This window comes from Rhizobium sp. SG741 (assembly GCF_012275435.1).
GTDB classification, from domain to species: Bacteria; Pseudomonadota; Alphaproteobacteria; order Rhizobiales; family Rhizobiaceae; genus Rhizobium; species Rhizobium lusitanum.
Map to the genome: position 1 here is coordinate 1 of NZ_JAAZQP010000013.1, position 12788 is coordinate 12788.

8 protein-coding genes are annotated in these 12788 nt (G+C 55.2%); 5 read left to right on the forward strand and 3 right to left on the reverse strand.

What is annotated here, in order from left to right:
- The first annotated feature begins 177 nt into the window (after positions 1–177).
- Positions 178–930: a hypothetical protein gene (locus tag FHT29_RS27170; protein ID WP_168600540.1), complete on the forward strand. Its 753-nt coding sequence runs from the start codon at positions 178–180 to the stop codon at positions 928–930.
- A gap of 846 nt (positions 931–1776) precedes the next feature.
- Here FHT29_RS27170 and FHT29_RS27175 read toward each other — a convergent pair.
- Positions 1777–4110 (reverse strand): SEC-C metal-binding domain-containing protein, encoded by a 2334-nt coding sequence (locus FHT29_RS27175; RefSeq protein ID WP_168600541.1) that lies wholly within the window; start codon positions 4108–4110, stop codon positions 1777–1779.
- 144 nt (positions 4111–4254) lie between these two features.
- Here FHT29_RS27175 and FHT29_RS27180 point away from each other — a divergent pair, with 144 nt between their 5' ends.
- A complete protein-coding gene (locus FHT29_RS27180) occupies positions 4255–5820 on the forward strand; it encodes a DUF5677 domain-containing protein (protein WP_168600542.1) in 1566 nt (521 codons plus the stop codon).
- Positions 5821–5990: 170 nt separating this feature from the next.
- On the opposite strand, the gene FHT29_RS27185 is transcribed toward FHT29_RS27180, so the two are convergent.
- Entirely contained in the window at positions 5991–8294 is a 2304-nt protein-coding gene (locus FHT29_RS27185) for a P-loop NTPase fold protein (protein WP_168600543.1), read from the reverse strand.
- Between the two features lie 333 nt (positions 8295–8627).
- Here FHT29_RS27185 and FHT29_RS27190 point away from each other — a divergent pair, with 333 nt between their 5' ends.
- The 3 genes from FHT29_RS27190 (at position 8628) to FHT29_RS34715 (ending at position 10841) form a co-directional block, all read left to right on the forward strand.
- Positions 8628–8879, forward strand: coding sequence for a hypothetical protein (locus tag FHT29_RS27190; protein WP_348644901.1), 252 nt, complete (start codon positions 8628–8630; stop codon positions 8877–8879).
- A 295-nt stretch (positions 8880–9174) separates the two neighbouring features.
- Positions 9175–10287 carry a cell division protein ZapB gene (locus tag FHT29_RS27195; RefSeq protein ID WP_246703144.1) on the forward strand — a complete coding sequence of 371 codons (1113 nt, stop codon included), beginning with the start codon at positions 9175–9177 and terminating at the stop codon, positions 10285–10287.
- Positions 10224–10841, forward strand: coding sequence for a transposase (locus FHT29_RS34715; RefSeq protein ID WP_246703145.1), 618 nt, complete (start codon positions 10224–10226; stop codon positions 10839–10841). Before FHT29_RS27195 ends, FHT29_RS34715 begins: the two co-directional genes overlap by 64 nt.
- 45 nt (positions 10842–10886) lie before the next feature.
- On the opposite strand, the gene FHT29_RS27200 is transcribed toward FHT29_RS34715, so the two are convergent.
- A complete protein-coding gene (locus FHT29_RS27200) occupies positions 10887–12143 on the reverse strand; it encodes an MFS transporter (RefSeq protein WP_168600544.1) in 1257 nt (418 codons plus the stop codon).
- Positions 12144–12788: the final 645 nt, after the last annotated feature.

A 12788-nucleotide genomic window follows, 5' to 3' on the forward strand; every position in this document is an offset into this window, starting at 1 on the left:
ACGTTACTGCGTATGGCCAATGGATGGCCCGCTCACGACATCGACGCTCTGATGCCTTGGAACTTCAAGACAGGCGTGGTCGGCTGACCGCTTACGCTCCAGTTGATGCGCGACACTCACGCCTATTGGCTTGCTCGAGTCCAAGTGGAAGGGTGCGAGCCACAGAGAGCGGAGGAAGTGGGAGAGCTCAGCGTAGATCTTGCAATTGTCGCGTTGCAACTTGCCGCGCCCTCCTTTGATACACGCAGCATGAGTCGGCTCGATTCTCGCAGAGGAACGACCGAGAAGCGCCTCATTTCCGAAGCTGAGGGATTTTTCAGAGCAAGCTGGACAAAGAAAGAGCCCGGACTAGCCATTGGCCCTGGTACACTCGCCGATATCCTTCGACAGACTCGACCCCTCGTGAATGCGGTTGGCAACGTGGTCCAATCTTTCAGTACGGGCGTCTATCGGCTGCCCAAATTGGAGCGCGCGTGGTGCGATGGCGCTTACTGGCTGCACGAAGCACTCTCCGAACCCATCGACAATATCGCGATTGCGAAGCTAGAAACTGCCTTGGAGGTTTTGCTCGGATCGGAGAACGGGGCAGGAAGCAATCGCCGGCTGCTCGAAATCCTGCAATGTTTCTTCAAGCTGCAGCCAGGCGACCCCATCTCGCTAGGCTCGACGCTAACGACGAAGCAGTTTGCCGCCAATCTAGTCCGCGACCGATCTCGTATTCTTCACGGTACCTGGTCAACCCTGAACACCCGACTTGGCCGCAGTCGCGATGGAATGGAGGGCTTCGTCATCACAGTGATCCGTCGCGCGGCGTTGGAATTGGAGTCCTACTGTCAGGAGCCTCTGCGTGCAGACGACATGGACGCCTTCATCGAGTGGCTAATGCAGCGCCCCTCGGTGGGGCTAGACGTGCCGTCGAATCCGGTGTGACGAAGAGGCTCGTTTGGCTTGTGCAAGTGCAAGGGAGCTTTGACTGCCCGGCGCATTTGCTATAACGCGGCGATGTAGTGCCTGAATTGAAAAGCGGATCGCATAGAGTGAGGCACTCGCCCGCAAATTCATCAAAGCCGCCGTCATAAGAAATTAGGCGTGGAGCGTCTTCGGTGGACATAGAGGGAAAGACCTCTTCGATCACTTTATGCTTTTGCTAATCAGGACCGGGCCCGATGTAAAAGATGACCTTCTCTCGCCCATCTTCTGGCTCGTCAGCAAATAGTCGTAGTTTGTGTTAATGAAACGCGTGCGAACGCCCTCGGCCAGTCCTCAGGATCCGTCAAACCTCGACCATTTGAACTGGATATGCTCAGAGCGATGCTTTCAGAGGGTGCCGATCCTGATGACGCAGAGCTTCTGGTCGCCTCACTTGCAGGACATCGTTCCGATTTCTTCCCGCAGAACACCGAAAAGGCCACATGTCGGAAAGGGCAAGCGCCCGACGCAAGATGCGATCGACTCATTTCTTGATCAGAACGGCTCGGACATCCGTCTAGGACTTGAACTCCCCTCCAGGCTTCTTGCAACCCTTGTGGCCATCCCGGATTGCAAAGGTTTAGCGTCATACTATGCTTTTCTCAAAGCGCATCCAGGTCTGATAATCGAGGACAGGGTATTTAGGGCTTCCAGAGAGATCCGAGCCGAGATTTCGTCTGCCAGCATCGAAGCTACCTCGCTCTTTCGCGGGTGGAAGAGGATCAGCAACTCGGCTCCGGCCGTTTGAACATGTAAGCGGAGGGCGCAGTTGCCGGATCGATGCCTATCCGCCGTCACCAATCCTTGCTAGGTGCCGTGGCATTTCTTGTATTTCATACCACTACCGCACGGACAGGGATCATTCCGCCCTGACTTGTTGCCCTTAACTGGGCGGGCGCCATTTTTGGGCTGATTGAACATCACTGTACGTGCGGGCTGTGCCATTCGAGCAGCATCTTCGTAAATCTGGATATTTTCCATGGTACGTTTGGTCGGCACCCGGACAACAAAAGATCGAGCGCTGCGGTAGATTCCATTGACACCGACCTCCATCGCAACGCAGACCATGTTGGATGCTTTGATAGACAAGGCGGCGGCACTCGCCTTTTTGTTCGCCTTCTCCCAGTCAATTTGATGATCTGAGTTGTTTAGCCAAACGAAAAGTGGTGCGGTGTCCCCAGCCAGCAAAAAATAGCGAGCCGGGTGACGGCCTAGGGTTTGGCGAAGATCCGATAGCATCTTGGCCAAATTTCTTCGACCTTCGTCGTCGAAATCGCGAATGAGGCTATCGACTGAAAGCCATCCGGGTGCTCGGGTGGCATCAAGCGCTTGTAGTAGGGCCCGCACTTCTTCTGGGAAATTCTGTGTCGGAAACGGGCCAACTTCCCAGTTTTCACCTTCGAAGCTCCTGTCAACGATCTCGCTCATACCGTCCCAGAGAACCAAGTTGACCTTTCCGCGCTTCAGTTGATCGGCAATGGTTAAATCAAAGCGGTTCTTTTTCAGGTAGGCGCCAAGATGATCGAATTCATCGAAGAGGTGAGCCCGGCGCGTCCCAGCCACGGCTTGCCTCACTTCCATGTAATGCGCAAATGAGCCGGGTGTCGGCAGGAGCCGTTTGAGGACAAGCAGATCGTCAATGGACAGTGAAACGAAAGCATGCTTACCCAGGAGCGGCTCAATCTGCGGCAATTCCTTGCAATAGGCCGAGTAAGGTGAAAATGACTCGACCGTGAGCCCAATCGGCACCATCACGCGATAGTCCGAGCGACGAACTCGACCGCACTCTAGATATTTTCCATCGACACGATTGTAGAGCGGCACTTCGGCAGCAGAATCCAAATAGCTAAAGAAGCGCTCACACTGCTTGTACGCCTTGATAACCAGGTCCTGGACAGCTTGGGCGTGACGCTCGAAATTGAGCGCCGGCGATGCAATGGTTGCGGCCGTTCCTGCCTTGGCCTCGACCAGGAAGAGCACATCGTCAATCAGGATAAGAGTGTCGTTCTCCGACCACTGCTTGCTGACGGGGTCCTTGTAATAGACCTCTTGGAAAATGATGGCGTCAGGGAGCTGGGCCGATAGGATGTCGGCGAAAGCAGCTTCGCTCATTGCCTTTTGCCGACCCTCGAATATTCTCTTATAGTCTGGCCTCCGTCGAAGAAGGTTATAGAGAAGTACGCGATAACCTGAGTCGCGGGCAAAGCAGGGGTCAATTGCGTAATAGTCCGATCCAAGCTGGATCAGAGGCTTCTTCCGGGCGGGAAGCGTTCGGTAGGGCGTTCCCGAGAAGTCACCCGGAGCGAAGAATTCGCTTTCCTCACCGCGCCGGTATGCCAAATCCTCCAACAAGGCTGGCGGCAAGTCGGTATGACGGCTCACATTGGCGATGCCGCCACGCAGCATATCGTCCATCGCCCGCCCAGCGGCTTTCGATTCCTCTGCATTGGCCGCAACCCACTCCTCCATGACGTCCTCAAAGGACGCGCTCTGCGCCTCCGCGAGGGCCTCCACTGCGTCAAACTGCTTCATCACTTCTAGGATTGCATCCGAATGCCCAGAACGCGTCGCGTTCGCCATAGCCTGGAAGCCCTCGGCGATTCCGGCAGCGCTAACGCCGTAAACCTCTTTTAGGACATCGTTGTGCGGTTCCAGAACATAGCGATAAAACTCACCTTCCAAGACTTGGTAGCGGTTCCCGCGCAACGTGACCCAAGCGGATTTTGCACGGAATTCAATCTCGGCAGTATTTGGACCAAAGACACCATCCTTGATATCCGCGGATGAGGCGATGGCAAATACCATGGCTTGTCCCCGTAGCTTACTGCTGAGCTCAAAGAGTTCGGCGGCCAAGTGTTCGTCGAAAGTCGCATTTGCGGGTTCCGGATCTGCGGCGAGAACGGCGTGCACATACTCCAGGAGGAACTGGTTTTCGTTGATCAAGTCATCGGAGCCGTTGAGATCAGGCTGCTGCCCAACATCGTCTTGGACGGCAATCGCTTTCATCATGTATTGAGCATAGATGTAGCCGAGCAGATCATGCGGGGACATGGCAACGATCAGCGCTCGCATTCGCGCTGCTGTATTTTCCATATCCCGCAACAAGGAAAGGGTGGCCTCGGTTAGCCTTTGCTCATCCATAACGTCCTACACCTAGCTACGATAGATTCGTTGTTCTGCAAAACGCATCCTAGACTTGCCGCGGTAATTTTCTAGCTGCAGTAGCGATCGGCGCCATGTATAAGTTGCATTCGTTTCGAAACTGAGGAGCGAAGGGGAGCTGCTTTGGCCAACGAGACACGGAAGCCAGTCCTGCACGACCATGTGGCGGTCAAACGTAAGCTCGTTCCGTCGTTTTTACACAAACTCGGTGGCAAATTTTCCCAATACTCATGGACTCGCCAGCTCGTACCCGAGGCGATCTGGATTGGTTTATTGATCGACAGTTGTGGTTACAAGAGCGCTTGGGAACACGCCTGCGCTCTCGGCAAGGCCGCAATTGCCGCCATGAATGGGTCTGAATGCCCACCGTTCGTGAAGTTCAGCACGTTCGCAGAGCTTTCGGATTATCAGAAGGAAGCGACGAGATCTGCACTCGATCAGGCGAGCCTCATGGCGATCCGCCAGTCGTTGGCTCCGCTCGCCGCCATAATACCAGATCACCCTTTGGCGTTCCTGGGAAAGGCAGACGCTAGCCCCGAACAGAATGCTCGTTTTCCTGAACTGCTTGGCGAGTTCTACGATCGCAACAGCCGCGCTGCCGTGCGGTCGACGGCGCTCGGCTACGGTCTCGGGCTCGACCAGGAAAAGATCCATATCTCTTCGCATCTCATCGATGACCTCATCGTGAGATTCAACGTTATTGAAGACTATCCGGAAACCGAAGAGTCTCGTCAAGCAGCCGGCGCTTTTCGAGCGGCGGCCCCGATGCTCTTCATGAGCGCAAACGCTGACGACGCCGGTTTTGAAAGTGATGCACCTTGGATTGCGGCATTTTGGGACCATATTTCTGGCTTCGGACCGTGCCTCATTACAGACACGCTCGAAGACGAAACGACCGATAGCGAGGATCCCTTTGAGCTGTTCATCTTCGACTTTCGCAATGCCGTACGAGCCGATCTGCGTGCCAGACTGGCAGCCTGGCCGCTCGATTTGATCGAAATCGAAGTCTTCGAGGTGGTTACCGCACTTCTTTGCCGGCAAGCGACTCTGACGATGGAAATGGCATCGTCTCCCGGCACATGGACCCCGCACGTGGCGCCCATTCTGCTGCGCGCCATCGCTGACGTCTTCATCAATCTTGCTTGGATATTGAAAGATCCTAGTCCACGCGCTAGGCTTTATGTCGAAGATGGGCAAGGCGCCATCAAGTTGCAGATTGCTCATCAGAAGCGGGCCCTAGAGGCCGCAACCGACGCCAACGAAGCCGGCCAGCTCCGTGAGATGATCGAGATGTGGAGCGACTGGCTCTCAGCGCAGCGCATCGAGGCCCTTGTCGAGGTCAATCTCGGAAGCTGGTCCGGCCTTAATACACGAAGGATGGCTGAGGAGGCAGGCTTTCTCGATTTCTACAATTATGTCTATCAGCCGTTCAGTAGCGCCGTGCATTCTAACTGGGCACATGTGAGCGTGTTCAATACGGTCCACTGTCAGAATCCCGCCCATCGCTGGCATCGCAGCGCCGCGATAGCGGCAACGCCGATCGATCCCAACTGGCTCCACCTAGCGTCAAAGTATCTGAGCAAAACATTCGCGCATTTCGACGACGTGTACGGCTTCGACCTCCCAAATGCCGCGTTCGACCTTGTGGCAAGTCAATTGTCAGAAACGACAGAAGAAAACCTCAGTTAAGAAATAGACAGGGGTTCCAAGGCACTTTCGTGCAATTTCTGCGCGCTTACTGATATCAGATGGCCGCGTAAATGCGGGCACCTTTGAAGACGCACCGGAGTTTCGGCCACCTGAAAACCTCTTCCGCCGTCGCTTCCGTTTCTCATGGATAATTTTGCTTTGGACGCATTTTAAGGTGTCCGGCCCCTCCGTCGCTCACCAGGCTCGAGCGAACTCGTCAACACCTGTAACGCATGCCGCTGCTCGGTCGTCAGTCGCTCGCGAGTGACGAGAGGCAACCTCCGTTTCACCTCGTCTAACCCGATAAATTGATCGAGTGTATTGTGATCAAACTGCTCGACTTGCGACGAGACCAAGTCCCCCGCAGAATGAGTTATTCCAATCGACATTAACCGCGCGAGCAGCTGTGCGAAGCCTTCGTCAGTTTCGATTGCGATCTCAACCCAAGATCTCGGAGCATCCATGCCGCCAGTATAGTCGCGCCAGCGATAAAGGAGAGACACTAGATCAGGCTCAAGTAAGAAGGTTTCTACATCGGCCGACTGGTTGACAATTTGGCGGAGCCATTCCTCCTTCAACAGCCTAACCATGTTCTGATCTAGTTTCGGATCGGACTGAGAGCCTTCTTCCTGATCTTCGGGATCGTTGAGGTGAATTATTACCGCCGCGACTGACAAGGCACCAGTTACTTGCAGTGCGTTGAGAGTTTCAGACCCTCGTATTTCCCGGGGAATCCTATCAATGTACCAACTTATAGCGCGCCATGCTTTCACCCACGGCGAACTGAACGGATCTCCACGTTCGGCGACGAATTTCTGAGCAAACGCAAACATCGCCGGAAGCAGGACGCTTGCGTTCTCAACGGGCAGCTGCTCAACTCCATCATCCAACCGACCTGCAAGAGAGGCCGAGAGTCCACGTTGTTCGACACTCTCGAGCGCGTCTTGCAATAGTCCAGCATCTGTCGACGCGGCCAGAAAATCCACGAACTCATTTTCCGATATCTCGTCAGTCCCGAGCTGCAGTTCAAAGTACCGCGCGAAAAATCTTTCGCTACAGACACGCTTGGCGTCTGACCAGCTCTTGTGCCAAGTGTCACAAAGACGCCTTCCGCCGAACGCCCATTCTGTTTTGGGGAAGAGAAGCTTGAACGCGGCTTCGACCGTCGATCGATTGGCTTCACTTGCTTTGTTGACCAACGCGGTAAGCTGAGTTCGATGGGCATCGTCTTCCCGATCGCCCCGGAAGCGGCCGGACTGAAATAGCAATTCCTGCTGTTGGGAGAGAGCCGCGTACAAATCAGGTTCGAAAACCTGAACTGCATTCAACACCAGGAAGTCAATGATATTGACCTCAAGCTCATTCTTCCCGACATGCAGCGGCAAGTGAATTGCCACTGATGACAAGAACCGCCGGGCATCCCGCAGGTTTTCAACGAAGGGCAGGATCGTTCCGAGAAGGGTGTTGCCCCATCTAACCTGCTCAAAGCCGTTCTTTGATGTCGCATGCGGGGACGCAATCCGGCTGAGCTCGGCAGTGAGTATCTCGTGAACAGACGATTTCGATAGTGCGGGAAGGTCAAAGTTGGCTTGAACAATCTTCTTCAGGAAGTCTCGTCCCTGGCTATTTGCGATTGGGTCCAATGCGCTTTCAACGATACTGGGCTGAAAGAGGAGCACAAAGACAATATTGGGGAGATTGGCGTTTACCTTAATTTGACGAATCAAAACCCGGATTTGGTCCGGTTCCAAGCGGTCGATATCATCGACGAAAACTACCAGCGGTCGCTTCAAATTTCGCAAGCTATTTTCGAGCGCAGTGCGAATTTTATCTAGTGACTCAGACCATCTGTCTTTGCCGAAGTAGGCAATGATGTGTCCGATGATCGGAACAACGATGCTAGCAATTGCCAAGACACCAGCAATCTTAGCAGCGGAGGGTAGCTCCAAACCGAGCGACGCTGCGATTGCAATTACCGAAGCATTCGCGAGGAGAAGCGATATTGAAGTTTGGTCGGCCCCCATTTTCTTAATCGAAGGCCCTGAGCCCGTGAGAATCGCGCCGTACCTTCGGAAGATCGAGGCACGCTTTCCAGCCTCCGTCGACAGCGGCCCGCCAAGTTCGTCGGCTATTTGCTGAAAGAGAGCCTTCGATATAGCGTCTCCGTCGCCCCATTGCCATGGATTGAAATCCATCCAGCGAGCACCAGACTCTCGCGCAGCCAGCTGCTCGATGACAAGGTTTTTCAAAGAAGATTTGCCTGTTCCCCATGCTCCGCGAATGGCAAATACCCTGCCCTCGTCGAGATTGAGCTGACTGAGTACGTCGGCGATCCGTTTGGCGAACGTGCTCCGACGCAAGAGATCCTGCGATGCTGTACGGATCGGAACATCGGAACCGATATCAGAATCGCGCGAAGAAGAAGGCTTGGCGGTGGCCTGCGGGAACCAGTTACTGAAAGGCTTGAAAATCATCCCAGCGCTCTAGGGGAACTAGTGACTTCTCAGTTAAAGAGTGTCGGTGGATTGCCTCCAAGTCGGTTAAGGTTGTGAATCGCTAAACGATCTACTGCCGTTACAACCTCGCCCCAGGCCTTGTGTCACCTTAACGCGACCTTCGCCTCGTCGGCTGTGGAAAAGCAATACTGCGCGAGCGACAAATAAATCATTCACAACTTTATCTTGGGTTCTGTCATTGCGGAGCGCCGTTCCGACGACGGTTCGACAAGATCTTTACATGCGCACCGGCTATGATGGCTTGACGCGCTTCTGGCGCGGCTGCACCGCCGAAAAGACGAATTGCTTGAGGTGCTGGAATATCCCGACATCCCGTTGCATACCAAACCATCGGAGAAAGACCTGCGGACCTTCGTCACCAAGCGAAAAATCTCCGGCGGAACGATTTCTAGTGACGGCCGCATTGCGTGCGATACCATGCTCGGCCTGATGAAGACCTGCAAGAAGCTCGGTCTCTCCTTCTACCAGTATATCGGCGATCGGCTCGGCATCGACGGCCATGTCGTCCCACCGCTGGCGGGCCTTGTCGCCGCTAAAGCATGAGCTCCGCATCTTACCGACAACGTCGACAGCTACCGTCCCGTCACGATGCTCGATCCAAGCGACGCCTCGCGTCCTCCTCCAGATTATGATAGAAACTCGGCAGAGGCCGAGTTGCACATCGATGTTGCCTTGCCTCCCAATCAGCCCTTTTACCCTCCCGTCGTAAGTGGGGCAGATTCGATGGCGAAGGCCGCTATGGCAGTTTTCTTGAAAATCTGTGCACAAGCGCCCGTTGAGCGAGCCGATTATTTGCCCAGGGATTCCACGGGCGGAGCAAATCAGATTCCGTCTCGATATGGCAAAGAGACGGCTCCCTTCCCCCGAGCATGCCGATACGCTGTCGCTGAAGGCGCTGCGCGGTTTGGTGACCGGCCTGTTGGAAAGAGCTGAACAGGCAGAACTTCGCCTCGGAAAGCTGGAAGCCGAGAACGCAGCGCTTCGCGAGGAAAATGCGGTGCTTCGGCTGGAAAACACTCGCCTCAAGGCCGAGAACCAATTGCTGCGCGACGAGATCGCCAGACTGAAGAGCCTGCCGCCGCGGCCGCCGTTTCGCCCATCCGGCATGGACAAGGCGACCGATATCAAATCTGGCGACAAGCAGGTGGGCAAGAAGAAGCCACGCGGCCCAAAGCTGGACATGGAGCGGGTGAGCCGGGAAGAGATCCTTCGCGTCAACGTTCCAGCCGGTTCGCGCTTCAAGGGGTACAGAAGCTTTGTTGTCCGCGATCTGGTCCTCAGGGCCGAGCTCGTGCGCTACCAACGTGAGTGCTGGGTAACACCAGATGGCAAGACCGTGCTGGCGCCTCTGCCCGCCGGGGTCATGGGTAGTTACGGCACGAACCTGCGACGGTTGTGCCTAATGCTGCATGCTGCTGGACAGGTGACGAGCGGGCGGCTGACGACATTGCTGAACGATATCGGTATCGACATTTCCAAGCGCCAGGTCGTGCGGCTTTTGACCAAGGGGCTGGACGAGTTTGTCGCCGAGGATGCGGCGGTGCTGCATGTGGGCTTGGTATCGTCCTCCTACATTACAGTCGACGACACTGGTGCCCGCCATGCCCATTCTAATTTTTATACCACGCAGATCGGCGGCGAGCACTTTACCGTCTTCCGCACGACGAAATCGAAATCGCGGCTGAACTTCCTATCCTTGCTGCGCGGCAACTACCAGGACTACGTCCTCAACGATGCCGCCTTCGATTATCTAGAAGGTCGCCGCGCTGACCCCGGCCTTGCCATCGGATTACGCACCTTGGAGCCACAGCGCTTCTGCAATCAGGTACCGTATCTGGAGTATCTGGCCAGCAAGGTGTCGAGATCCTCGACAGGCAAGGGGTTGCTTTGCTGGCCGAAGCCGGCACCTGGGGCTGCATCCGTTATCATGGCCTTGTCGGCGACATGGTGATCGTCTCTGACGACGCCGGTCAGTTCCGGGTCGGCAATCATGCCCTATGTTGGGTCCATTGCGAGCGTCTTCTGCAAAAATTGATGCCTGCAAAGGCGAGAGAGGTTCGATCAGTCACGCTGGTTCGCGATCTCGTCTGGCGGTTCTACAAGGCGCTGAAGGCCTGGAAGCAGAAGCCTTCACCGCAGGCAATTCCAGCCTTCCGACGACGGTTCGACAGGATCTTTACCTTGCGCACTGGCTATGACGCTCTCGACGCCTTGCTGGTGCGACTGCACCGCCGCAAGGCCGAACTGCTGCGTGTGCTCGAGCGACCGGAAATCCCACTCAACACCAATGCGTCTGAGAACGACCTGCGCAGCTTCGTCATCAAGCGAAAGATCTCCGGCGGCACAATGAGCAGAGATGGCCGCGTTGCCCGTGACACAATGCTTGGTCTCATGAAGACGTGCCAAAAGCTCGGCCTGTCCTTCTACCATTATCTTGGCGACCGGCTCGGTATTCGCGACAGGACGATTCCGCTGCTAGCCGGCCTCATTGCGACAACGGACTAAATCTCGCACGTCACTGTCGCAGGTCACGTGCAGGCTCTCACCGTGTCAGTCATCTACGACCAAATCATTCCTTCTGTCCACGCGCCGCCTAATAAAAAACAATAAAAGCGCGAGGCACGCGGTAGCGTAGCCGCTAACCAGATAAGGTGCAGCTATTCCAGCAACCTCCGCAATTCCGGCCCCCAGCGGAGGAGCAGCCATCATCGCCGCGGCGCTGAGCCCTTCACCCACTGCCGCAACTCGCCCCAAAAGTTCCAGTGGCGTTTCCCTCTGCAACACCACTCGATAAGGCACGAAAAAGCCGGCGCTGGCCAAACCTGTGGCAAAGAGGAGTACACAAAAGACGGTGGCCGAAACCATGACATCGCCGCGCCCGACGTGCCCCATGAATGCAATTAGCAGCCCTCCGACAAGTCCTGATGCGATCATCACCTGAAACGGATCTCGTTGCCCAAAAAATTGTCCAAGAAGCAACGCACCAACCACTCCACCTGCGCCTGCGCATGCCACGGATGCTCCAAGCAGGGCGCTGGAAAATCCGACTTCTTTTACTAACAGTGCTATGAGCCCATCATATAAGAATATAAGAAAATAGCCGAACGCCATCGCGACAATCGCGGTAACGAGGACCGGCCTGCGGCGAATATGCACGAGACCATCGATAAACTCTTGGCCAAACCTTCCCCGATCCTCCCTCGCGCGTTCCGGCCGCAACTCACTAGGCAAACCAAGGAGGACCAACGCTGCCATGAGTGACAAGCCAGCGTTTACTAAGAAAATCTGTTGCAGCTCAAGGAATACGGTCAAGAGCCCGCCCAGCGCTGGGCCCACAATCTTAGTCAGTTGATTGATGACGTGACTGAGACTATTCGCTGACAACAATCGATCTGGGGGAGCAAGAAGCGGAATTGCAGCTTGCTTCGCGGGCGTGAACAAAGCGTCAGCGCTGGACTTAATGACAACGCATATAAGGAGCGCCACCAGATTTGGCGCCAGAGCAAACGCCGCCGTCGAAATCGCGCGTATAACGTTGCTAGTAATCAGCAGTGTTCGCTGATCGGCCCTATCCACCAGAACGCCAACGGCAGGGGCCAAAACGACATACGGCAATGCGAGTGCCAATGTTAGGCTCGCTACGCCTATGGGTCCAAGTTGCCATTGGAATGCCACCAGCGCACTCAACGCCACAAAGTCCAACCAATCGGCGAGATCAGACGGAATCTGGGCGAGGAGTAGTCGACGCAGTTTCGGCATGGTGAGGGGAGCGAGGCTATCAGGAAATCGCTTCAACGCGATCACCATCTTTATCGATCTTCACCATAAGGCCCCTTCCCCACGTGCTCCCGGCATCGCCTTACCCGCCGTGGCAGATTATGATAGAAGATAGGGCGCGGCACAATTGCTCAACGTCAAGGCACTGCCCCCGAATTTGCCCCAGTTACCCCTCCCGTCGCTGATCGCGTCTTATGCTCCACTTCGTTAACCATATGAATTAACAATCTTCTTCAGCTATATTGAATCCAAATCGGCACTAACTTCCGTCCGCCATACAGCATTTATCTACACCTATCACCATCGATAAGTATCAAGTATCGATAGTGTTGGATTTCAGGCCGCAGAGGCTCTAAAATCGTGCCATATCATAGCCCCGGGAACGTTATGCCGAAGCCCAAAACTCTCCCCTCCCCCGCCGATCCGGTGCTGCTGCGTGCCGAGGAACTCGATGCGCTCGACGCCATTCTGCCTACATGATCGATTGGGGCGTTCGGACCAATCGAACTGCGCGGCGTCCAACCGAGTTGGGCTGGCATACTGGCGGGTTACGAGAGACAAAGAACTGGGCCGATGTTCAGGGAGTAGCGGTAGTCCATGTCGAAGGAGACCACTTTATCCTCTACGATGCCGATAACGGAATTTTCTATGATCCTGGTTAATCAGATGGTCCCG

Excerpts from the sequence above, each read along its gene's own strand:
- FHT29_RS27175 (WP_168600541.1), bottom strand. The coding sequence starts at position 4,110 with ATGGATGAGCAAAGGCTAACCGAGGCCACCCTTTCCTTGTTGCGGGAT.
- FHT29_RS27185 (WP_168600543.1), bottom strand. The coding sequence starts at position 8,294 with ATGATTTTCAAGCCTTTCAGTAACTGGTTCCCGCAGGCCACCGCCAAG.
- FHT29_RS27195 (WP_246703144.1), top strand. The coding sequence starts at position 9,175 with ATGGCAAAGAGACGGCTCCCTTCCCCCGAGCATGCCGATACGCTGTCG.
- FHT29_RS27200 (WP_168600544.1), bottom strand. The coding sequence starts at position 12,143 with ATGGTGATCGCGTTGAAGCGATTTCCTGATAGCCTCGCTCCCCTCACC.